This is a genomic window from Streptomyces gottesmaniae, assembly GCF_031845845.1.
GTDB lineage: Bacteria > Actinomycetota > Actinomycetes > Streptomycetales > Streptomycetaceae > Streptomyces > Streptomyces akebiae.
The window spans coordinates 39,799-61,835 of record NZ_JAVRFJ010000019.1 but is presented as its reverse complement, the minus strand read 5'-3'; the positions used below and the strand labels follow the sequence as shown (position 1 = coordinate 61,835).

Annotated in this window: 16 protein-coding genes; 5 read left to right on the top strand and 11 right to left on the bottom strand. The window is 70.6% G+C overall.

Annotated elements, in window-relative coordinates; genetic code table 11:
- The first annotated feature begins 197 nt into the window (after positions 1–197).
- Both RM704_RS22115 and RM704_RS22110 read left to right on the top strand, forming a co-directional pair.
- The gene (locus RM704_RS22115) at positions 198–2,144 is read left to right on the top strand and encodes a hypothetical protein (RefSeq protein ID WP_033527442.1); all 1,947 of its coding nucleotides are present in this window, start codon (positions 198–200) and stop codon (positions 2,142–2,144) included.
- A gap of 69 nt (positions 2,145–2,213) precedes the next feature.
- A complete protein-coding gene (locus RM704_RS22110) occupies positions 2,214–2,906 on the top strand; it encodes a TetR/AcrR family transcriptional regulator (RefSeq protein WP_033527441.1) in 693 nt (230 codons plus the stop codon).
- A gap of 31 nt (positions 2,907–2,937) precedes the next feature.
- Here RM704_RS22110 and RM704_RS22105 read toward each other — a convergent pair whose 3' ends face one another.
- The 5 genes from RM704_RS22105 to RM704_RS22085 form a co-directional block, all read right to left on the bottom strand.
- Positions 2,938–3,294, bottom strand: a complete 357-nt coding sequence (locus RM704_RS22105) for a 5-carboxymethyl-2-hydroxymuconate Delta-isomerase (RefSeq protein WP_033527440.1) — start codon at positions 3,292–3,294, stop codon at positions 2,938–2,940.
- A 4-nt stretch (positions 3,295–3,298) separates the two neighbouring features.
- Positions 3,299–4,903 carry a fused response regulator/phosphatase gene (locus RM704_RS22100; protein ID WP_033527516.1) on the bottom strand — a complete coding sequence of 535 codons (1,605 nt, stop codon included), beginning with the start codon at positions 4,901–4,903 and terminating at the stop codon, positions 3,299–3,301.
- An 87-nt stretch (positions 4,904–4,990) separates the two neighbouring features.
- A complete protein-coding gene (pulA, locus tag RM704_RS22095) occupies positions 4,991–10,417 on the bottom strand; it encodes a pullulanase-type alpha-1,6-glucosidase (protein ID WP_033527439.1) in 5,427 nt (1,808 codons plus the stop codon).
- Positions 10,418–10,579: 162 nt separating this feature from the next.
- Positions 10,580–11,962: an alpha-amylase gene (locus RM704_RS22090; protein ID WP_033527438.1), complete on the bottom strand. Its 1,383-nt coding sequence runs from the start codon at positions 11,960–11,962 to the stop codon at positions 10,580–10,582.
- A 227-nt stretch (positions 11,963–12,189) separates the two neighbouring features.
- Entirely contained in the window at positions 12,190–12,564 is a 375-nt protein-coding gene (locus RM704_RS22085) for an aldo/keto reductase (protein ID WP_438828941.1), read from the bottom strand.
- Between RM704_RS22085 and RM704_RS22080 the strand changes: the two genes are divergently transcribed.
- Positions 12,538–13,002 (top strand): response regulator transcription factor, encoded by a 465-nt coding sequence (locus tag RM704_RS22080; RefSeq protein ID WP_052146027.1) that lies wholly within the window; start codon positions 12,538–12,540, stop codon positions 13,000–13,002. The two genes, RM704_RS22085 and RM704_RS22080, sit on opposite strands and share 27 nt — an antisense overlap.
- Positions 13,003–13,046: 44 nt before the next feature.
- Here RM704_RS22080 and RM704_RS22075 read toward each other — a convergent pair whose 3' ends face one another.
- The 5 genes from RM704_RS22075 to RM704_RS22055 form a co-directional block, all read right to left on the bottom strand.
- Positions 13,047–13,301 carry a hypothetical protein gene (locus RM704_RS22075; protein ID WP_157856696.1) on the bottom strand — a complete coding sequence of 85 codons (255 nt, stop codon included), beginning with the start codon at positions 13,299–13,301 and terminating at the stop codon, positions 13,047–13,049.
- A gap of 160 nt (positions 13,302–13,461) precedes the next feature.
- Entirely contained in the window at positions 13,462–15,138 is a 1,677-nt protein-coding gene (locus RM704_RS22070; protein WP_033527436.1) for a glycoside hydrolase family 13 protein, read from the bottom strand.
- Positions 15,139–15,257: 119 nt separating this feature from the next.
- Positions 15,258–16,181, bottom strand: coding sequence for a sugar ABC transporter permease (locus RM704_RS22065; RefSeq protein WP_033527435.1), 924 nt, complete (start codon positions 16,179–16,181; stop codon positions 15,258–15,260).
- A gap of 13 nt (positions 16,182–16,194) precedes the next feature.
- A complete protein-coding gene (locus RM704_RS22060; RefSeq protein ID WP_033527434.1) occupies positions 16,195–17,199 on the bottom strand; it encodes a carbohydrate ABC transporter permease in 1,005 nt (334 codons plus the stop codon).
- A gap of 139 nt (positions 17,200–17,338) precedes the next feature.
- Positions 17,339–18,610 carry an extracellular solute-binding protein gene (locus RM704_RS22055; RefSeq protein WP_033527433.1) on the bottom strand — a complete coding sequence of 424 codons (1,272 nt, stop codon included), beginning with the start codon at positions 18,608–18,610 and terminating at the stop codon, positions 17,339–17,341.
- A 466-nt stretch (positions 18,611–19,076) separates the two neighbouring features.
- Between RM704_RS22055 and RM704_RS22050 the strand changes: the two genes are divergently transcribed.
- Positions 19,077–20,111: a LacI family DNA-binding transcriptional regulator gene (locus RM704_RS22050; protein ID WP_033527432.1), complete on the top strand. Its 1,035-nt coding sequence runs from the start codon at positions 19,077–19,079 to the stop codon at positions 20,109–20,111.
- Positions 20,112–20,243: 132 nt separating this feature from the next.
- Positions 20,244–21,107 (top strand): phosphatase PAP2 family protein, encoded by an 864-nt coding sequence (locus RM704_RS22045; RefSeq protein WP_033527513.1) that lies wholly within the window; start codon positions 20,244–20,246, stop codon positions 21,105–21,107.
- Here RM704_RS22045 and RM704_RS22040 read toward each other — a convergent pair.
- A complete protein-coding gene (locus RM704_RS22040; protein ID WP_033527431.1) occupies positions 21,097–21,993 on the bottom strand; it encodes a LysR family transcriptional regulator in 897 nt (298 codons plus the stop codon). The two genes, RM704_RS22045 and RM704_RS22040, sit on opposite strands and share 11 nt — an antisense overlap.
- Positions 21,994–22,037 lie beyond the last annotated feature (44 nt).

Genomic DNA, 22,037 nt, shown 5'->3' with positions numbered 1-22,037 from the left:
CTGAAGAGCAGGGGCTGCGCCCCGTGCTTTTCAGGCCCGCAGGGCCTGGTCTTCCAGGGGCGCGGGGAACTGCGCGAGAAGCCCCCACCCACCCGCAGCCGCCCACGAAACAGGCACCCGCCTCCCCACTGGGCGCCCCGGCCCACCCCAGGGGGACGGCGTGGTGACCATCCGACCATTCGCTCGTTCTGTTGAACGTGCAGTCACAGGATGTCGCCTCGCGCCCCGCAGCTTCCCGCGCTCAGGAGTCGGTCGTGGACGTCGAGCAGGCGGAGGCCGCGCTCGTCGAGCACTATCCGCGTCTGGTGCGGCTCGCCTATCTGACGTTGCCGCCGAGCCTGGGCCGGAACCGCCGTGTGCTGACGGCGCACGCGCTGACGCAGCGGGCCTTGCCGAGGGGGCGCAGGTCGGCCTCACTGATCCCGGCCCAGGCGACGGGCACCGTGGCGGGACGCGAGCGCAACCCCGGGTACGCGTATGTCCGGCTCCAAGTGGTCCGCACCGCCCTGGAGGCCGGACTCCCGCTGCGGCGCGGGGCGTGGCCGAAGCGGTCCCAACTGCCGCCGCTGCTGCCGCGGGTGTGGGGGCTGCGGCTCTTCCCCCGCTCGGGCGGCGCCGACGAAATGGCCCTGGACCAGCGGCTGTCGGCGCTCTCCTCACCGGCCCGCGCCGCCTATGTCCTGCGGGGCCTGGAGAAGCTCCCCGAACCGGTGATCCGGACGCTCCTCGAAGAGGCCGGGGCCGGTGATCCGGACGCCGCGCTGCGGGAGGCCGACGCGGTGCCGGCACAGCAGTACGCGCTGCTCCTCTCCCCCGAGTACGACCCCTGCTCGCTGCACGCCCGCCCCACCGATCTGGTGCGCCGCCGCCAGCACACGAAGGCCGCGCTGGCCGCCACGGCCGCCGTGGTCGTGTGCGGGGCCCTCCTCGGCCTGCCCGGGGAGGGGTGGGGCCCGGACGGCGCGGCGGCGCCGCCGTACGCCCGGAACCCGGCGGCCCAGGCGGCCCTCGATCCGGGCAGGCTGACGACGGCGACGGCCACGGCGTGGCAGGCGACGGGGCGGACCGACTTCACCACCTGGCCCGCGCGCGGCGGTCTCGTCAAGGACCGGGCCCTGCTGCGGCGGGCCCTCGCGGTCTGGGCCCGCCCAGGACAGTCCGTGCAGGTCGCGGTCACCCTCGGCACCCAGGCCGGCCCCCCGCCGGGCCCGCCGCAACTGCTGTACGCGGGCGAGGTCGACCACCTCCGGGTGGTGCTGCTCCACGACGGCCTGCGGATCGCGCGGTATGCCGAGCCCCTCGACGCCCCGGGCACGGCGGCCCTCGACCTGACCCGGGTGGACGGGGCGACCGGCGCCGGGGCGAGCGCCCTGGTGCTGGGCCGGGTCGACGGCAACGTCCGCTATCTGACGGCTCCTTGGGTGCGGGAGGCGGCCGTACGGGATCTGGCGAAGGCGGACGGCGAGGTGCGGAGGCTGGCGCTGGCGAAGGACGGGACGACGGCCCCGTTCGCCAGCCCGGCGGTGCGCAGCGGCAGGTGCGAGTCGTGGGACGTCCTGCAGCTGACCGATGCGACGGGGGGTACGCGGCTGCTGAGTGATCTGTCCGAGGTGGTTCCCGCGCACCTCACCGTCGGCCGTCCGACCACCGTGCCCGCCCGTGACGCCTCCGCCGCCCCCGGGGCCTGGGCGCCCTTCGCCTGCTCCCTGGCCGCCGTACGGTCGCAGGGTGTGCGGACCGTCAACGCCTGGCGTTTCGCCCGCCAGCCGCTGCCCGATGGCAGCGGCACGGCCGACTGGGTGTGCGTCCGCACCGAGACCTGGCGGGGCGCGGGCACGCGGGCGATGACCCAGTTCGACACCCCGGCGGGCGCGTACGTCACGGCCGCCGCCGACGAGGTCCCCGCCTGCGGCCCGGCCGACCCCCATGTGCTCGCCGTCGGCCCGTGGAAGTCCGCGGCCGGCGCCTCCTATCTGCTGGCCGCCGGCGGCAAGGACACCGTCTCCGTCGAACTGAGCGGCGGGGCGAGCGGATCGGCGCGGGGCAACCTTCTCGCCGTACCGGCCGAGGACGGCGCGCGGACGGAGTTGAAGGGCACGCTGGCGAACGGCCGGGAGATCCACGGGCTTCAGCCCGCCCGGTGACCGCGAAGCTCGAACACCTCTACGCTATCCAGCCGATGCCCGGCTGGAATCAATCGGTAAGGTGTTCGTATGCGAACCGGTGCGCGCCGCAGGATGAGTGTGGAGGAGCGGCGGCAGCAGTTGATCGGGGTCGCCCTCGAACTGTTCAGCCGGCGCTCGCCCGACGAGGTCTCCATCGACGAGATAGCGTCGGCGGCCGGCATCTCGCGCCCGCTCGTCTACCACTACTTCCCCGGCAAACTCAGCCTGTACGAGGCCGCGTTGCAGCGTGCCTCCGACGATCTCGCGAACCGTTTCGTGGAACCCCGGGAGGGTCCGCTCGGTGCCCGGCTGCTCCGTGTCACCCACCGGTACTTCGACTTCGTCGACGAACACGGCCCCGGCTTCTCGGCCCTGATGCGGGGCGGCCCGGCCGTCGGCTCGTCCCGTACCAACGCCCTCGTCGACGGCGTACGGCAGGCCGCCTATGTCCAGATCCTTTCGCACCTGGATGTCGACGCCCCACCGGCCCGCCTCGAACTCGTCATCCGCACCTGGATCTCGCTCGCCGAGTCCACGGCCCTCATCTGGCTGGACGGCCGCCGCATCCCGAGGCGGGAGCTGGAGCTCCAACTCGTCCACGACTTCGCGGCCCTGGCGGCCGTGAGCGCGGCGCAGGACGCGGAGATGGCGGACCTGCTGCGCGGCATGCTGGCCGACGAGCCGGTGGACGGCCCGTTCAGCGAACTGGCGGGCCGCCTGGTGGCTCTGGCCCGCGGCTGAGCCCCGCCCGGGGCCCTTCCGACAGAGGGCCCTAGACCTCGAACTTCCGGTACGAGGGGTCCAGGTCCCGTACCTCCGCCGACGCGTGGAACGCCAGCCCCTCCCCCAGCTTCACGTGCTCCCGGAGCAGCCCGAGCACGTTCTCGGTCAGCGTCGCCTTGGTCTCGTCGGTCCGTCCCGCCAGCAGCCCGAGGGTGACGTGCACGATCGCGTGGCCGTCGATGTCGGGCCCGACCACCGTGTCCTCGGTGGCCCGGAACTGCGTCTTGCAGGCCTCCGGCTTCGCGGCGGCGGTCCGCACGACCTCCTCGTGCAGCGCCTTGGCGAACGCGGGCCGGTCGAAGCCCTCGGAGAGGACGGCGGAGTAGTCAACAGTGATCTGCGGCATGAGGTCACCCTAACCGCAGCCGCAACGCCAGCATCGCGATGTCGTCCTCCCTGTCCCGGCCGAAGCAGTGCAGCAAGGTGTCGCAGAGCGCGACCGTCCCGGACGGCGCGTCCGCCGCGGCGGCCCGCAGTTGCTCCAGGGAGAGCGACAGGTCGATGCCCCGGGTCTCCACGAGCCCGTCCGTGACCATGAGCAGCCGGTCCGTGGGCCACAGCACCGTCTCGGTGGGCTCGGGCCGTTCGAGGCCGAGCCCGAGGAGCGGCCCGGCGGCCTTCACGTACGCGGCCTCGCCGGAGTCGCGGACGACCAACGGCGGGATGTGACCCGCGTTGGCGACCCGCACCCGCCCGCTGCCCGGCTCGACGAGGGCCAGACAGACCGTGGCGGTGACGTCGGGGTGGTAGTGCTGGAGCATCCGGTCGAGCCGTCGGGCGAGCGCCGCCGGGTCGGACTGCTCCACGCAGTAGGCGCGCAGGGCGTGCCGGATCTCGACCATCACGGTGGCCGCGTCCAGCGAGTGCCCGACGACGTCGCCGACGGCGGTGAGGACGCCGCCGGGGGTGGACAGGGCGGCGTAGAAGTCGCCGCCGATCTCGGTCTGACGGGACGCGGGTACGTAACGGACGACCACTTCGAGGCCGGGGAACTCGGGCACCCGCTTGGGCAGGAAGCTGTGCTGGAGGGTGAGCGCGACATGGCGCTCGACCTGGTACATGAGCAGGGGTTGCGCGGCCAGCGCGGTGGCCTGCGCGAGGCGGGCGACCAGCCCCGAGCTGTCGGAGGCCGTGCGGGTGTCGTGCACCGGCGTGGCGACGCAGACGGGCGTGCCGCTCTCGGTGCGGGCGAGGACCAGACGGGCGTCCTCGGTGACGCCGGGCCGGAAGAAGCCCGCGGGCCACAGGGGCGCGGGGACGACGGTGTCGTGCGGCCCGGGGTTGCCGTCGGTGACGCGGCGGATGAGCCGGGCCACGGCGTCGTGCGCGCCGGCGTCGGGGAGAGTGGTGCGGGCCCTGGCGCGGGAGGTGCCGCTGTAGAGGTGACCGTCCTCGCCGAGCACGAACACGGCGGCGGGCGACCGGGTGAGCCGGGCGGCCCCCTCGGCGGCGGCCCCGGCCAACTCCTCCAGGGTGCGGGCGGCCTGGACGTCGACGATGGTCTCGGAGAGCAGCGTGAGCCGTCGTACGAGGGCCTCGGCGCCGTTGCGCATCCGGGCGCCGCGGACGGCCGCGCGGACGACGGCCTGGATCTCCTCCGGTTCGGCGGGGACCGTCAGATAGGCCTCGCCGCCCGCGTCGAGGCCCCGGCAGCGGTCGCTGGGGGCGACGGAGGCGGCGGAGAAGTGGACGACGGGCAGGGCGGACATCGGGGCCTGCGCCTTGAGCCGGCGGCAGAGTTCGAACCCGCTCATGTCGGGGAGACCGACGTCGACGAGCGCCACGTCCGGCAGGACTCCCGAGCGCAGCCGCACGTCGAGTTCGGCGAGGGCCTCGCCGGCGCTGGCGACGGGGACGACACTGTGTCCGGCTCTGCGCAGCACCGCGCCCATCGCGTACCGGCTGGCGGCCGCGTCGTCGACCACGAGGACCGTCGTGCTTGCTTCGTCGGCCATCAGGCTCATGAGGCTCCGTCGTCGCCGGCGCTCGGATGGTGCGGGCCGGACCCCTCTTGCTCCGTCCGCACCACCCAAGCTAGCGCGCTACCGGTCGGATCGTGCGAATACCGCCGCGGTCCGCCCCGGAACGACGAAGGTCCCCGATTCCGCTTCGTAAGACGCCTTCCGGACGGTAGAGTCCGCGCCCGACGCCTGCACCGGATGCAGGGCGTACGCCGTCCCGGCCAGGCCGTCCACGGTCTGCTTCCGCTCCTCGGGGGTGGCGTTGAAGACGACGACGAGGTCACCGAGTTCCATGGTGATCACGCCCGGGGTCTCGTCCTTCCCCGACAGCGGGAAGGACAGCTTCGACTGGACCTGTCCGGCCGTGTCGAGGGAGAAGACGTCCTCCGTCGTACGGATCCGCAGCAGGTCACGGTACGCGGCCGAGGTGGCCTCGATCTGCTCGCAGCCGACCTTCACCGAGGTCAACAGGGGCTTCGCGTAGGGCCACTTGGACCGGTTGTCGGCCGCGAGGGGCAGGCCGCGCCCGAAGCCGTTGCCGCCGCGGCAGTCCCAGTGGATCGCGTTGAACCAGTCCCCGCTGTCGTAGGAGTTGCGGTCGAGGGACTTGGACCGCAGCAGGTCGGTGCCCGCCTGGGAGAGCGCGGGGCCCTGCGACAGGACGGCCGTCGCCATGGCGAGGACCTGCATCCGGGCCCGGTCGGCCGCGTTCGTCGAGGCGGGCAGTTTGAAGGCGAGCGCGTCGAACAGCGACTCGTTGTCATGGGCGTCGACATAGGCGAGGGCGTCGCCGGGGGCGTCCGCGTAGCCGGCGGCTGCCCCGTTGTAGTCGACCTCGGAGCCCTTGACCTCCTTGCCGTCGGTGTCGGTGAAGCGGTAGTTCGCGAGGTTGCCGCTCAGGCCGACCTTGATGAGGTCCTGGTAGTGCAGCAGCCGGGCCTTCTGCTCGGCCGGAGTGCCGTTCTCCTCCGAGGAGTTGGGCTCGGTGTGCAGACCGGAGGCGAAGCCCTGGACGCCCGGGTCCTCGTCGAAGGGGCCGCCGCCGCGCACCGCGTCCCGGGCCCGGTCGGAGAAGGTCGCGATGCCCGTCCCGGCCATGTTCTTCTGGGTGGCCTGGACGAAGCGCGCGTCGTCGGCGACCTCGCCGAAGTTCCAGCCCTCCCCGTAGAGGATGATCCGCTTCCCGTCGACGCCGTCCTTCTCCGGTGTCAGGGCGTCGAGGGCCTTGCGGACGGCCAGGATGTTGGCCTTCGGGTGGTGGCCCATCAGGTCGAAGCGGAACCCGTCGACCTTGTACTGCTTGGCCCAGGTGACCATCGAGTCGACGACCAGCTTGCCCATCATGGTGTTCTCGGGCGCGGTGTTGGCGCAGCAGGTGGAGGTGGCGACCGAACCGTCGGCGAGGAGCCGGTGGTAGTAACCGGGGACCACCTTGTCGAGGACGCTCTTGTCGGCCTGGCCGCTGGCCGGGGTGTGGTTGTAGACCACGTCCAGCACGACGCCGAGACCGTCGTCGTTGAGCGCCTTCACCATTTTGCGGAACTCGACCGTGCGCCGCGTCCCGTCCGGGTCGGTGGCGTACGAGCCCTCCGGGACGGTGTAGTGGTACGGGTCGTAGCCCCAGTTGAAGCCGTCCTTCGCGGCGGCCTTCGCGACGCACTCCTGCTGCTGGTCGGAGTCGGCGGCGTAGGAGCCGAGGTCGCAGTCGACGGTCGCCTGGTCGGCCTTCTTCTCGGGGATGGTGGCGATGTCGGCGACGGGGAGGAGGTGCACGTACGAGGTGCCCGCCGCCGCCAGCTTCCGCAGGTGCTTCGAGCCGTCGCTGTCCCGGTCGGTGAAGGCGAGGTAGGTGCCCTTGTCCTTCGCCGGCACGGTGCTGTCACCGATCGAGAAGTCCCGGACGTGCAGTTCCTGGATCTGCGCGTCCTTCAGCGGGACGGCCTTCGGCTTGGTGTACGACGACCAGCCGCTCGGCGCCAGGGCCCTGTCCGCCAGGTCGACGACGAGGCTGCGCTCGGAGTCGGCGGTCAGGGCGACGGAGTACGGGTCGGTGACCTTGTTGGTGACGATCTCGCGGACGCTGGGCGCCCACACCTTCACGACGTACCGGTAGGGCTTGTTCTTCCAGGACTTCTCGCCGGTGACGGACCAGACGCCGGTGGTGTCGTCCCGCTTCATGGCGATCCGCTGGCCGTCGAGGTCGAGGGAGACCCGCTGTGCGGTGGGCGCCCAGACGGCGAGCGTGGGGCGGCCGTCGCGGAAGGTCGGGCCCAGGTCCGCCTCGGACGCGTCGTACAGATCGTCGAGCACGCCGGCGATCTGCACGCCCGTCGCCGCGAGCACCGCGCCGTTCGCCGCGCGCTGGGAGGCGACGAGCTGGCCGCGCAGGGCCTCACGGACCCGGTCGCGGTCGCGGGGGTCGACGGTCCACGCGGTGGACGACTTCAGGTGCGGGAACCTCGCCTTCTGGGCGTCGGTGAGAGCCGACTTGGTCAGCCGCAGCCACCGCTCGTCGGTGCTGGTCAGCGCGCCGTCCTTCGCCGTGATGGAGCCGGTGCGCGAGTACAGCAGCTGGGTGGAGGCGGCCGTGTCGACGCCGCCCCAGGCCACGGTGTTCCGGTCGATCCAGACGGCCTTGGAGGTGGTGAGGTCGAGGGCGGCGGCGGCACCGGCCGGCTGCGGGAGCAGGTACTTCTCCTGCCCGCCGAGCAGCCACACCTCGTGCCCGTCGGCTCTGAGGTCGAGGGCCTGGTCGGCGGAGAGGTCCTTCTCGTCGCCCTTGTGGACGATGTAGCTGAGGCTGGTGGCCCCGTCGGTGAGGGGCACCTCGAAGACGGCGCCGTAGGCGTCGGTCCGCACCGGCTCCAGGGGCTTGGACCAGTCGGTGGGGTTCGCGGCTCCGGACCAGACGTGCAGGCCCCAGCCGTCGTGGTTCCCGTCGGCGCGGTGGTAGTGCAGGACGGCCTTGGACGTGTCCGGCTGCGGGTAGTCGGCCGTGGGCCTCTCCGTGAGCACGGCCTCCTTGCCCTGCTCGACCCAGATCTCGCCCGTTCTGGTGACGTCGATCGAGCGGTCGACGGAGACGTCCTTGGTGCCGTCCTTGTCGATGACGAGATAACTGACGTTCGAGGCCCCGGGCTTGAGCTTGACGTAGGCGAAGGCGCCGTACGCGTCCCGCCCGACGAAGTCGTGGCCGTCGGGCCAGGTGGTCCCCTCGCCCTCGGCGATGTCACCCCAGGCGTACAGCCGCCAGTCGGTGTAGTCGTCGTCCGCGCGCTTGTAGTGGACGATGGCGTAGTCGCGCGAGGAGGCGGTGGGGACCTCGGGGGCGGGCGGGGTGCCCGTGGTGGAGGTCGCGGTGGCGCTCGACGTACGTCCGGTTCGGTCGATCACCACTGCTTTGTACCGCAGGGCGGTTCCGGCGGGTACGTCCTCGCCGAGCGTCTGGGTGACCTTGTACGGGGCGTGGTCGGCGGAGCCGAGGGTCTTCCACCTGCCGTTGCCGACCTGGGCGGCGAAGACGACCCGGTTGAGCTGTCCGCCGTCCACTTCGGCGCCGATCTCGACCGTGCCGGTGGCACCGGCGGCCGGGGCCTTCAGCGTGAGGGACGGCTCCGTCGCGGGCTTCGCGAGGGGGCCGGCGGCCTTGAGGACGATCGCCGAGCCGGCCGGGACGGTGACGGTGACCTTCTTGTCCGTGCCGCTCGTCACCTTGTCGTCGGTCCCGTAGAGACCCTTGAAGGTCATGCCGGCCGAACCGGTCGCGAAGCCGGCCGACTTGGCCTCGCTCGCGTTGTTGAAGGCGACGACGTACTCGGTGCCGGTCCGGACGTCGGTCCGCGAGAAGGCGTAGACACCCGCCCCGTCGGCCGCGTACCGCTCGGTCTGGACGCCGTCGGCGAGGGCCGGGTGGGCCTTGCGGAGCTTGGCGAGCGCACTGATCCGCCGGTAGAGCGGCGCGCTCGTGTCGTACGCGTCCGTGGCGTGCGTACGGTCCGTGCCGAGCAGGTCGTCGTCCAGGTAGTCGGCGGTCTTCGAGGCGAACATCGTCTGGCGGGCGTCCTTGTCGCCGCCCGCGCCGGTGAAGCCCTGCTCGTCGCCGTAGTAGACGACCGGGTTGCCCCGGCTGAGGAACATCAGCTCGTTGGCGAGCCTGTCCTTGGCGAGCAGTTCGGCGTCGGAGGCCTTCGGGTCGTCCTGCTTGAGGAAGGTCCCGATGCGGCCCATGTCATGGTTGCCGAGGAAGGTGACCTGCTCGTACGCGTTGGCCTTGTCGGTCGTGTACCTGTAGTCGTCCCCGAAGACCGAGGCCAGCTTCTTCGCGCTGCCGCCCTGGGAGGCGTACGAGCGTGCCGCGTCCTGGAAGGGGAAGTCGAGGGTGGAGTCGAGGCGGCCCCGGGTGACGTACGGGGAGGTCACGGAGGTGTCGGCGGAGTAGACCTCGCCGAACATGAAGAAGTCGTCGCGGCCCTTCTTCGCGGCGTACGCGTCGAGCGCGGTGGCCCACCGCGTCCAGAACTCCATGTCGACGTGTTTCACGGTGTCGATCCGGAAGCCGTCGATGTCGAAATCCCTGACCCACTTCTCGTAGATCTTCTCCATGCCGGAGACGACCTCGGGGCGCTCGGTCCACAGGTCGTCCAGCCCCACGAAGTCGCCATGGGTGGCTGACTCGCCGGCCCAGGTGGAGTCGCCCCGGTTGTGGTACATCGTCGGGTCGTTGAGCCAGGAGGGGACCTTGGCGTTCTTCTTCGCGGCCGGGACCACGGGGGTGCGGGGGAAGGAGTCCCGGTCGACGGACGGAAAGCCGCTGCCCCCGCCCGCGTGGTCGGTGTCGTCGAAGGGCTTGCCGTCCTTCGTCAGATAGGGGAAGGCGCCCTTGGAGAGGTAGTCGTATGACTTCTCCTCGTTGTCGACGACATCGGCGGTGTGGTTGGTGATGACGTCGAAGAAGACCTTCATGCCCTTGGCGTGGGCCTTGGAGATCAGGGTCTCCAGGTCCTTGTTGGTGCCGAAGTGCGGGTCGACCTGGGTGAAGTCGGTGATCCAGTAACCGTGGTAGCCGGCGGAGGCGTTCTCACCGGTGCCCTGGACGGGCTGGTTCTTGAAGATCGGCGCCAGCCAGATGGAGGTGGTTCCCAGGCCCTTGATGTAGTCGAGCCGCTTGGTGAGGCCCTTGAGGTCGCCACCTTGGTAGAAGCCCTTGTCGGTGGGGTCGTGGCCGGTGGCGAGGCGCGAGCCGGTCAGACCGCCCTTGTCGTTCGCCCTGTCTCCGTTGGCGAAACGGTCCGGCAGGACGAAGTAGAACTGCTCGCGGGTGAGGTCGTGACGGGCGGCGGTCTTCGCCAGCTTCGCGTCGGACGGCGGTGCGGGCGCAGTGGCGGCCCCCGCGGAGAAGGGCTGGACGAGCGCTGCGGTCAGCGCGGTCACGGTGACCGCGCCGATTACGGCGGTCCGGCCGGCGTGGGCGGTTGGGCGCCTCGACGGCGTCGGCCATCTCGGTATCACAGATGGGCTCCTTGCGATGACGGCTCTGGTGGGTCCGACCCCGCGCGACCGTATCGCCGCCGTAAGCTTTTCAGCAAGAGGCTTGAAAGTAACGGAAACTGCTTTCAGGTGGCGCGGGGCGAGGTGAGGTGCCCGGCGCGCGTCCACGCGCCGGGCGGTGGCTCAGCAGCTGGTCCTGCCGACGTAGATCGCCAGGGCGGTGTGGGGGCCGAGGGCCGCGGTGAGCCGACCGGAGTCGTTCACGGTGACCGTCGTGTTGTTCTGCACGTTGCAGTAGGTGCCGGCCGCGAGGGAGGTCTGGTACGTGCGGCTGAGGCTGCCCGACTCGTGGTTGATGGCCACGAAACCCTTGCCGCCACGCCCGAAGGCGATCGCGTCGCCCCCGTTGTCCCACCAGTCGGTGACGGCCTCACCGCGGGTGGCGTTGCGGAAGGGGACCATGCGCATGATCTCCGGCCAGGCGTGCTGGCACTTCCACCCGTTCTGCCAGCAGGCGTTGACCGTACCGCCGTTGGGTGGGCCCGCGTCGTGGTCGGTGAACTCGTACCCGGAGTTGATGTCGGGCGCGCCGTACGGGTAGGCCAGCATGAAGACGTTGGCCAGCGTGTAGGTGGCGTTGTCCTTGTAGCTGAGGGTGGAGCCGTTGCGCTCGGTGTCGTGGTTGTCGACGAAGACCCCGGCGACGGAGCTGTTCAGGTAGCCCCAGCCCTCGCCGTAGTTCTTGAGGTAGGCGAGGTTCTCGTTGTGGAAGACCCGCTTGAGGTCGAAGGCGTACCGGAACTCCTGCACGTCCCCGTTGCCGGTGTACTCGCTCGGCTTCACGGCCTCCCCGGCGCCGTGGATGGCCTCCTGCTTCCAGTACACGGAGGGGTTGGTGAGCCGCGACTTGATGTGGGCGAGGTCGGCGGCGGGGATGTGCTTGGCGGCGTCGATCCGGAACCCGTCGACGCCGTACCCGAGCAGGCTGTTCATGTACCCGGCGACGGCCGACCGCACGTACTCCTCACCGGTGTCCAGGTCCGCGAGCCCGACGAGTTCGCAGTTCTGGACGTTGGCGCGGTTGCCGTAGTCGCCGATGGTGGCGGTGCAGTCGTCGAAGTCGAAGGAGGAGTAGAGGCCGGGGTAGGTGTACTTCGTGTACGACGAGCCGCCTGTTCCGGTGCCGCTCCCGGCGGACATGTGATTGACGACGGTGTCGACCACGACCTTGACGCCGGCCGCGTGACACGTGTCGACCATGTTCTTGAAGGCGGTGGCGTTGCCGAGCCGTCCGGCGATCCTGTAGCTGACGGGCTGGTACGACGTCCACCACTGCGAGCCCTGTATGTGCTCGGCGGGCGGTGAGACCTGGACGTAGCCGTACCCGTTCGGGCCGAGTGTGTTGGTGCACTCCTTGGCGACGGAGGCGAAGTTCCACTCGAACAGGACGGCGGTCACGTCCTTGGTGCCGGGCGGCGAGGCGTACGCGGTTCCCGTGGGCACCGCGAGCGCGATCGACGCGCCGGCCGCGAGAGCGAGCGCACCGGAGAGGGTTCTGCTGGCCATGTGTGGGGTCCTTCTCCGTTGAAGGGTTCCGAGGGGGAGTTTCTGGGCCGTGGAGGGGCCCGCTTGCGGCAGGAGCGTTGCGGATTCTTGCTGCAAGATGGCTGAAAACTTTCAGCCGAGAGGAAAGTACGAGTCGCTTGTCAAACGGTCAACCCTCCGGACACAGCTTCTTCACGCGCGCGAAATCTCTTCACAGGCAAGGGTGTTGAGGGAACACGATCTTCGACTCAGGCGAGGACGGACAGATCCTCGTCGGTGAGGGTGATCGACCCGGCGGCGGTGTTCTCCTCCAGGTGGGCGAGAGAGCCGGTGCCGGGGATGGCGAGGGTGTGGGGGGAGGTGGCCAGGAGCCAGGCCAGGGCGATCTGCGGGACGGTGGCGCCGTGGCGTGCCGCGACCTCGGTGACGCGTTCGTCGCCGGTGAGGTCGGTGATGCCACCGCCCAGGGGGAAGAACGGCACGAAGGCGATGGACGCGTCCTCGCAGGCGGCCAGCAGGTCGGTGTCGTCGCGCTCGGCGGCGTGGAAGTGGTTCTGGATCGCCGCGACGGGGGCGATGGCACGGGCCTCGGTGAGATGGCCGACGCGCTGGCCGACGAGCACGACCGCGCCCATCTCCGGGAACTCACCGAGAGGGGCGCGGAGGTGAGGATCGCCGCGACCGCCCTTCCGCACGAGACGATCGTCATCGACCGACGGGTCGCGATCCTCGCCGGGCTGGACTCCCCCGCAGGCCGCGAGTACACCCTGACCACCGCCCCCGCCCTGGTCGGCGGCGTGTACGCCCTCTTCGAAGCCGCCTGGGAGACGGCCACCGTCCTCAAGGCCTTCCTCCACGGCGACCGGCCCCGCCTCGACCGCGAGAGCCGGCGGGTCCTGCGGGCCCTCGGCTCGGGCGCCACCGACGAGACCGCCGCCCGCGAACTCGGTATGTCCGTACGCACCTACCGCCGCCGCGTCGCCTCCCTGCTCCACGCCCTGGAAGCGGGCTCACGCTTCCAGGCGGGGGTGCGGGCGGGTGAACTCGGGCTGAGCGGCTGAGATCTCACCGGCCGTCCCGCCCGAGGGCGAGGAGGTGCTCGGCCTCAGGCGGGGAACTCTTCGCGCGGAGCGCCGCCGGGGTGGGGCGGCGGATCCGGGTCGGGGCCGGGCGTGTGCGGCACCGCCCTGGCCGTATGCGGTGGGGTGAACTGGGCGTTGTGCTCGTCCGCGCCCCGGTCGGCGTCGTCCTTGCTGTCGAACAGCAGGATGACGGCGACTCCTTCCTCCGGGCAGTGCACGTCCCACGTGCTAGCGGAGAGCGGCTCCGCCGGGGCTCGCTGCTCGCTGGGTCTCGTCATGGCGGGCACACCTCCCTGCCGAGCGCGACTCCCTTGTCCGGCCGGGGAAGCGGGCCCGCCACCGGGAACACGGCACGCACCGGGGACCCGGCACGGACCGGAGCAGTGGACCCCCGGACGCCGACCGCGTACGCACCACGGTCGGCGTCCCGCGGGAGCGTCAGCCCGTCGTCCACCAAACCGTCGTGTCCCCCGGCAGCTTCGCCTCGTCGTCGGCCACCGTCAGCTCACCGCTGGCGACCAGGACGCGACCGTACGCGGGGATCCGGACCGCCTCGCTCGTGGTGTTGGCGACGCACACGAAGTCGCCCCGGCGGAAGGCCAGCACGCCGGCGGGGGCCTTCAGCCACTCCACCGAGTCGCCCGCGCCGAGGGCGCGCTGTTCACGGCGGACCGCCAGGGCCGTGCGGTACAGCTCCAGGGTCGAGCCCGCCTCGCCCGTCTGGGCCTCGATGCTGAGGTCGCCCCACTCGGCGGGCTGCGGCAGCCAGGAGCCGCCGGGGCCGAAGCCGTACGACGAGCCGTCGCGGGTCCACGGGATCGGGACGCGGCAGCCGTCGCGGAAGCCGTCCTGGCCGGCGCCCCGGAAGTACGCGGGGTCCTGGCGGACCTCGTCCGGGAGGTCGACGACGTCGGGGAGGCCCAGTTCCTCACCCTGGTAGACGTAGGCCGAGCCGGGCAGCGCCAGCATCAGGAGCGAGGCGGCGCGGGCGCGGCGCAGGCCCAGCGCGCGGTCGCCCGCGAGGCGGATCTGCGTGCCGAGGCCCGGCTCGTTGGCGAAGCGTGTCGCGTGCCTCGTCACGTCGTGGTTCGACAGCACCCACGTCGCGGGGGCGTTCACCGGACGCATCGCGTCCAGCGTGCGGTCGATGACGACCTTCAGCTCGGCCGCGTCCCAGTCCGTGCCCAGGTACTGGAAGTTGAAGGCCTGGTGGAGTTCGTCCGGGCGGACGTAGTTCGCGGTGCGTTCGACGGTGGGGGTCCACGCCTCCGCCACGAAGATGCGCTGACCGGCGTACTCGTCCAGCACCAGGCGCCATTCGCGGTAGATCGCGTGGACGCCGTCCTGGTCGAAGAAGGGCATGACATCGTTGCCCAGCAGCTTCAGCTGGTCGTGGGCGCCGAGGTCCGGGAGGCCGTCCGCCTTGACCAGGCCGTGGGCGACGTCGATACGGAAGCCGTCGACGCCCATGTCCAGCCAGAAGCGGAGGATGGAGCGGAACTCGTCGCCGACCGCCGGGTGGTCCCAGTTGAAGTCGGGCTGCTCCGGGGCGAAGAGGTGGAGGTACCACTCGCCCGGGGTGCCGTCCGGCTCCGTCACCCGCGTCCAGGCCGGGCCGCCGAAGATGGACTCCCAGTCGTTCGGGGGGAGTTCGCCGTGCGCGCCCTTGCCGGTGCGGAAGTGGTAGCGGTCGCGCAACGGCGAACCAGGACCCTCCGCGACGGCCCGCTTGAACCACTCGTGCTGGTCGGAGGAGTGGTTCGGGACCAGGTCGACGATGATGCGCAGGCCCAGCTCGTGGGCGTCGCGGATCAGGGCGTCCGCGTCCAGCAGCGTCCCGAACATCGGGTCCACCGCGCGGTAGTCGGCGACGTCGTACCCGGCGTCGGCCTGCGGGGAGGCGTAGAAGGGGCTCAGCCACACGGCGTCGATGCCGAGGTCGCGCAGGTAGGGAAGTCGGGAACGTACACCCTCCAGGTCGCCCATGCCGTCGCCGTTGCTGTCGGCGAAGCTGCGCGGGTAGACCTGGTAGATCACCGCGTCGCGCCACCAGTCGCTGCGCTCAGCCTTGGCGGGGGTTGCGGTGGGGGTGACGGTGGAGTGCTGATGGCTCATGACGTCCTTGATACGTGACGGGTCGTCCGGGCAGAGGCAGGGAGAGGTTGACGAGGCGGCCGCGGTGACAGCGGGGTCGGATGGACACCGCGACCGCCTCGGGTTCCGGGGAGGGGGCGTCACCCCTTGGTGCCGCCCGCGGTCAGGCCGGTCACCAGGTTCTTCTGCACGAGGTAGAAGAACGCGGAGACGGGGATCGCGACCAGCACGGCGGTGGCCGCCATCAGGTTGCGCTGGGCGTCGTGTTCGCTGACGAAGCTCTGCAGACCGACGGCGAAGGTGTACTTCGTGTCGGACAGCATGAACGTCGAGGCGAAGGCGACCTCCCCGAACGCGGTGATGAAGCTGTAGAACGCGGCGACCGCGAGTCCCGGCTTGGCGAGCGGCAGGATCAGCCGTGCGAAGGTACCGAAGGGGCTGAGCCCGTCGACGCGTCCGGCCTCGTCGATCTCGAAGGGGATCGTGTCGAAGTAGCCCTTGAGCAGCCAGGCGCAGTACGGCACGGCCGTCGAGCAGTAGACGAGGATGAGGCCGAGGTAGCTGTCGACGAGCCGCAGTTCCGACAGGATCTCGTACATCGGCACCATCAGGACGGCCACCGGGAACATCTGCGTGACCAGCAGCACCCACATGAACTTCCGGTAGCCCGGGAAGCGCATGCGGGAGACGGCGTAACCGGTGGTCGCCGCGATCAGCACCCCGATGACGGTGGTGCCGAGCGAGACGACGAGGGTGCTGACCAGCCAGTCGAAGAACGGTGTCTCCTGAAGCACGTGCGAGTAGTTGGCAAAGGTCATTTTGCCGAAGATGCGCCCGGGATGCAGGTAATCGTCCTTGTCCGGTCCGAGGGACAGGAAGACCAGCCAGGCGATCGGGAAGAGCGCGGCCAGGCTCGCCACTATGAGGATGGCGTGGGAGGCGAGCGAGCCGGCGAGGCTGTTCTCGCCGCGTCGGCGGGTGCGGGGCGCCGAAGGGGTCTGCGGGGCCTGCCGGTCCCCGGCGCCCGTGGTGCCGCCGGTCGTCGTGGGCGTCGTGGTGCTCATGGGGGCTCCTGCCTCAGATCGCGAGCTGCTGCTCATCGCGGTTCAGCCAGCGGCGGTAGAAGGAGGTGAAGACGATCAGGATGGCCAGCAGCAGGATGCCGTAGGCCGCCGACTGCGCGAAGTCACGCGGCTGCTGCCCGAAGCCGAGGTAGTAGGCCCAGGTCACGAGGATCTGCGCCTCGGGCGCGGTGTCGCCGAACAGCAGGAAGATGACCGCGAACTGGTTGAACGTCCAGATGACGCCGAGCAGGACGACGGTGGAGCTGACCGAGCGCAGACCTGGCAGGGTGACGTAGCGGAAGCGCTGCCAGGCGCTCGCGCCGTCCATCTCCGCCGCCTCGTACAGCGTGGAGTCGATGGACTGCAGCCCGCCGAGCAGCGAGACCATCATGAACGGCACACCGCACCAGGTGTTGACCATGATCGCGGCGAACCGCTGCCAGAAGGTGTCCTCCAGCCACAGCGGGGCCGGCAGGTGCAGTGCTTCGAGGCCGGCGTTGATCACACCGCCGTCGGCGAGCATGAAACGCCAGCCGAACACGGTGACGAAGGTCGGCACGGCCCACGGCAGGACCAGGATCAGCCGGTAGAAGGTGCGGCCGCGCAGCTTCTGGTTGAGCAGCAGCGCGAGACCGAGCCCGATGACGTAGTGCAGGGCGACGCAGAGGGCCGTCCAGACGATCGTCCAGATGAAGTGCGACCAGAAGCGGTCGTACGACGTCGGACCCCACAGGATGTCGGCGTAGTTGTCGAAGCCGATGAACTCGTAGGTGGCCTCGATGTGGTTGGCGCCGATCGTGCGCGCCGAGTTGAGGCTGTTGGCGTTGGTGAGCGTGAGGTAGAGGCCGCGCGCCAGCGGATACAGCACCAGGACGCCGAGCACGACGACCACCGGGGCGATCATCGCGTACGCGTACCAGTACCGCTGGTACGACTGCTTCAGACGCGACAGCGGGCCCGGGCGCCCGCCCGGTTCACCTCGGCGCTTGCCGGTCGCTCGGTCGATGGCGACTGTCATCGTTCGACACCTTCTGGAAGATCACTGGAAGATCGGGGGCTGGGCTGCTCGGGGGCCGGGCCGCTCGGCGGCCCGGCCGGCGGCCGCCGCGTCCGGCCCCGGCCGGAGCCGGGGTGAGGGACACGGCGGCCACCCGGGATCACTTGCTGTAGTCCGGGACCAGCTTGGCGATCGCGGTCTCCGCGTTGCCCAGGCCCTTGTCCAGGGACTCCTTGCCACCGGCGATCGCGAGCAGCTCGGTCTCCAGCGGGCCCCACAGGGAGCTGTACTCGGGCAGCTCGGGGCGCGGCTGGGCGGCGGCCAGCACGGTCTGGTAGCCGGCGATGCCCGGGTCGGCCTTCACCTCGGCGGTGTAGGCGTCGTCGCGCGTGGGCAGCGTGGAGTTCTTCAGGGCGATGGTCTCCTGGGACTTCGCCGAGGTCATGAAGTTGACGAACTTCAGCGACGCCTCCTGGTGCGCCTTGTCCGAGCCGGCGTACACGGAGAGGTTGTGGCCGCCGGTCGGGGCGCCCGCCTTGCCCGTGGAGCCGGCCGGGACGGTGGCGATGCCCAGGTTGGCCTTGTCCTTGAACGCCGAGCCCTTGTAGAAGTTCGTGATCTCCCACGGGCCCTGGACGATCGAGGCGACCTTGCCGTTGACGAAGGCGTCCTGGATGTGGGCGTAGGCGTCGGCGGTGGTGTCCGCCTTGTGCAGGCCCTTGCCGTCGAAGAGGTCCAGCCAGGTGCCGTACGCCTTCTTCGCCTCGGCGGAGGCCACGGTGATCTTCTTGGCGGCGACGTCGACGGTGTCGGTGCCCTCGCCGTAGAGGAAGGACTGGGCGTAGTAGGCCTGGGTGGAGCCCCAGTAGCCGTCGACGCCGGTCTTCTCCTTGATCGTGGCGGCGGCCTTCTTCAGGTCGTCCCAGCTCTTCGGGGCCTCGGTGATGCCGGCCTTCTCGAAGAGCTCCTTGTTGTAGACCAGCGCGAGGGTGTCGGTGACGAACGGAACGCCGTAGGTCTTGCCGTCGTACTGGGCCTGCTTGATCAGGCTGGGCTGGAACTTGTCCTGGTCCTTCAGGGCCTCGGTGCCGTCCAGCGGCAGGAAGAAGCCCTTCTTCGCGAAGGCGGGGGTCCAGCCGACCTCGGAGCGCAGGATGTCCGGCGCGCCCGTGGCGCCGGCGGCGGTGTCGAACTTGTTCTGCGCCTGGTCGAACGGCACGTTGACGTACTTGACCTTGATGTCCTTGTTGGCGGCCTCGAACTCCTTGACCAAGGCCTTGTACGTCGGCGCCTCATTGGTGGCGTTGGAGGTGTCCCACCAGGTGATGGTGACCGGACCGTCGGCCGAGTCGCCGCTGTCACTTCCGCCGCAGGCCGTCGCCGTGAGGGCGATCGACGCCACCAACGCGGTGGCCGCTATGCCACGCCGCATGAGATCTCCTTGAGGGTGAAAGCCCGTGTGCTGGGCGGAGGGCCCCGTCCGCCGCTCCTGCCGAGTTCCGGCCGCGCCATCGCCGCCGCCGGGCGAGGCCGAACGTAACAGCGTTGTAAGCGCGACGAAAGACCTTGCTGCAAAAAATTGCAACGGAGGGGGATGGTTACCGGCCCGTGACCTGTGCTCGACATGGCCGAAACCTGATATCAGGGCCGCTCAGCGGGGGTTCACGGGGCTGTGCAAGACTCTGCAAGCTCTTGCCACCACTGGTGGTGGCGGCCATCATCACCCTGTCAGCGCCTTGCGAAGGTCACCCCTTCCGCACTCGGGGCGCCCCCACGGACACCGACCAGAATCACGAGGGACCGCGATGACGCAGCAGCCCGCAGTGGGCCGCATCCCCGCCCGCCCCCGACGCCGGGCCGGTGTGCAAGCGCAGGTCCGGCCGGTACAGTCCAGTGCTGTGACCACACGGCTTGCCGACATCGCAGCCCAGGCGGGGGTCAGTGAGGCGACTGTCAGCCGCGTCCTGAACGGGAAGCCGGGCGTCGCCGCGACCACTCGCCAGTCCGTTCTGGCCGCCCTCGACGTGCTGGGCTACGAGCGGCCGGTCCGGCTGCGGCAGCGCAGCGCCGGCCTGGTGGGCCTCATCACCCCGGAGCTGGAGAACCCCATATTCCCGGCCCTGGCCCAGGTCATCGGCCAGGCGCTGACCCGGCAGGGGTACACCCCGGTGCTCGCCACCCAGACCCCCGGCGGATCGACGGAGGACGAGCTGACGGAGATGCTCGTCGACCGGGGGGTCGCCGGCATCATCTTCGTCTCCGGTCTGCACGCCGACACTTCGGCCGACATGCAGCGCTACGAGCAACTGCGCGCCCAGGGCGTGCCGTTCGTCCTCGTCGACGGTTTCTCGCCGAAGGTCCAGGCCCCCTTCATCTCGCCGGACGACCGGGCGGCGATGTCCCTGGCGGTGACGCATCTGGTGTCGCTGGGGCACACCCGGATAGGTCTGGCGCTGGGCCCCAAGCGCTTCGTGCCGGTGCAGCGCAAGATCGAGGGCTTCGTCCGCACGATGCAGGACCAGTTGGGGCTGGCGGCCGCGGCCGTGGAGTCGGAACTCGTCCAGCACTCCCTCTACACCCTGGAGGGCGGCCAGGCGGCGGCCCTGGCGCTCATCGACCGGGACTGCACGGCGGTGGTGTGCGCGAGCGACATGATGGCGCTGGGCGCGATCCGGGCGGCCCGGCAGCGGGGCCTGGAGGTCCCGGACGACGTCTCGGTCGTCGGCTTCGACGACTCCCCCCTGATCGCCTTCACCGACCCTCCGCTGACGACCGTCCGCAAGCCGGTCCCGGCGATGGGGCAGGCGGCGGTGCGTACGTTGCTGGAGGAGATCGGCGGGACCCCGGCGCCGCACAGCGAGTTCGTGTTCATGCCGGAACTGGTGGTGCGGGGGTCGACCGCCTCGGCGCCCGGGGACCGGTCTCGTACCTGAGACGGAGAGATGGGGGAACGATGCGGTACGTACGGAGGAGAAGGCCCTCAGCGCCACCCCGACGGATGTGCGTGATGAACCCGACCAGAGGATGATCGGTGGGGTACCGCTTTTCTGGCAGACTCTGTGCCCATGGGTGAAACGACCGTGACGACACTGGAGGAAGGCCGGGAGCAGGCCGCTCCGCGGTCCGTCACGGACGCGCCGGAGCAGAGGTATCTGCACCGGCTGAGGGTTCCGCGCAGGCCCCGCCTCTGGTTCGAGATCCTGCTGATCGCGGTGAGTTACTGGACGTACTCCCTGATCCGCAACGCGGTCCCGGAGCAGAAGACGCAGGCGCTGCGGAACGCCGACTGGATCTGGAAGGTGGAGCACCACCTCGGGATCGCGGTCGAGGAGACGATCAATCACTCCGTGAACTCGGTCACATGGCTGATCGTCGGCATGAACTACTACTACGCGACCCTGCACTTCGTCGTCACGCTCGGTGTCCTCGTGTGGATCTACCGTAGTCATCCGGGTCGTTACGCGGCGACGCGACTGGTCCTGTTCGCCACCACCGCCGTGGCCCTGGTCGGCTACTACTTCTACCCGCTGGCCCCACCCCGTCTGATGACCGGCGAGAACTTCATCGACACCGTCGTCGTCCACCAGACCTGGGGTTCGATGGCCTCGGGCGACCTGAAGAACATGTCGAACCAGTACGCGGCGATGCCGTCCATGCACATCGGCTGGTCGCTGTGGTGCGGGTTGACGATCTTCGCGCTGGCGTCGGTGCCGTGGGTGCGCGTGCTGGGCCTGCTCTATCCCACGCTGACGCTCGTCGTGATCGTCGCCACCGCCAACCACTTCTGGCTGGACGCGGTCGGCGGCATGCTCTGCCTGGCCTTCGGCTTCGCCGTGGCCCGGGTCTGGTACGGCACGCTGCCCTACGCGCTGCCACGCCAGGTGACGGGGAGCATCCGGGAACCGGAGCTGGAACCGGTCAAGGCGTAGCGCCGGCGGCTTCCCGCAGTGCCCTGACGAACGTCCGCAGGGCGGGCTGCGGCGGGGCCGTCGCGCGTACGGCCGCGTGGAGGGAACGCCGGGGTTCCGGGCCGGTGAACCGGCGGACGACAACGTCGGGATGGGTGCTGCCGAGGCCGAGCCGGGGGATGAGACCGACCCCGAGACCGGCCGCGACGAAGCCCTGCGCGGTCGCGTAGTCCTCGCTCTCCACCACGAACCGGGGCCGGAAACCGGCCTCGGCGCATGCCTCCAGCTGGGCGTCCAGGCAGGGCCCCGGCCATTCGCTGCCGACCCACGGCTCGTCGGCCAGGTCGGCCAGCGCGAGGCCGGGCCGGCCGGCGAGGGGGTGCGCGGCGGGCAGTACGGCGACGTAGGTGTCGTCGAGCAGGTGCAGCAGCCGTACGCCGTCCGGGTCGGCGCCGCGCGGCCGTACGACGAGCGCGAGGTCGGCCCGCCCCTCCCGGACCGCCGGGAGCGGGTCGTCGGGGTCGATGAGCTTCAGCTCGAGCCGGACGCCGGGGTGCTCGGCGCGCAGCCGGGCCACGGCGGGAGCCACCAGGGACGCGCCGGCCGTGGCGAAGTACCGCACGGCCAGTCGCCCCGTGCGTCCGGTCCGCAGATCGGCCAGCGCGGCCTCCGCCTCGGCGACCTGCCGCCCGATCGCGTCCGCGTACTCGGTGAGCAGCAGTCCGGCCTCCGTGGGCCGCACCCCGCGCCCGACCCGCTCCAGCAACGCGATCCCGGTCTCCTTCTCCAGCGCGGCGATCTGCTGGCTGATCGCGGAGGGCGTGTAGCCGAGAGCGGTCGCGGCGGCCGTCACGGAGCCGCTGGTCACCACGGTTCTGAGCACCTGCATCCGGCGCACATCAATCATGCAGCTCAGCTTAAAGGTCCATGCACGATTCTTCGCTTGTCCTT

Bases quoted from the DNA above. Each gene is read 5' to 3' on its own strand.
- RM704_RS22110 (WP_033527441.1), top strand. From the start codon at position 2,214: ATGCGAACCGGTGCGCGCCGCAGGATGAGTGTGGAGGAGCGGCGGCAG.
- RM704_RS22105 (WP_033527440.1), bottom strand. From the start codon at position 3,294: ATGCCGCAGATCACTGTTGACTACTCCGCCGTCCTCTCCGAGGGCTTC.
- RM704_RS22100 (WP_033527516.1), bottom strand. From the start codon at position 4,903: ATGGCCGACGAAGCAAGCACGACGGTCCTCGTGGTCGACGACGCGGCC.
- RM704_RS22090 (WP_033527438.1), bottom strand. From the start codon at position 11,962: ATGGCCAGCAGAACCCTCTCCGGTGCGCTCGCTCTCGCGGCCGGCGCG.
- RM704_RS22080 (WP_052146027.1), top strand. From the start codon at position 12,538: ATGGCCGACGCGCTGGCCGACGAGCACGACCGCGCCCATCTCCGGGAA.
- RM704_RS22075 (WP_157856696.1), bottom strand. From the start codon at position 13,301: ATGACGAGACCCAGCGAGCAGCGAGCCCCGGCGGAGCCGCTCTCCGCT.
- RM704_RS22070 (WP_033527436.1), bottom strand. From the start codon at position 15,138: ATGAGCCATCAGCACTCCACCGTCACCCCCACCGCAACCCCCGCCAAG.
- RM704_RS22065 (WP_033527435.1), bottom strand. From the start codon at position 16,181: ATGAGCACCACGACGCCCACGACGACCGGCGGCACCACGGGCGCCGGG.
- RM704_RS22060 (WP_033527434.1), bottom strand. From the start codon at position 17,199: ATGACAGTCGCCATCGACCGAGCGACCGGCAAGCGCCGAGGTGAACCG.
- RM704_RS22055 (WP_033527433.1), bottom strand. From the start codon at position 18,610: ATGCGGCGTGGCATAGCGGCCACCGCGTTGGTGGCGTCGATCGCCCTC.
- RM704_RS22045 (WP_033527513.1), top strand. From the start codon at position 20,244: ATGGGTGAAACGACCGTGACGACACTGGAGGAAGGCCGGGAGCAGGCC.
- RM704_RS22040 (WP_033527431.1), bottom strand. From the start codon at position 21,993: ATGATTGATGTGCGCCGGATGCAGGTGCTCAGAACCGTGGTGACCAGC.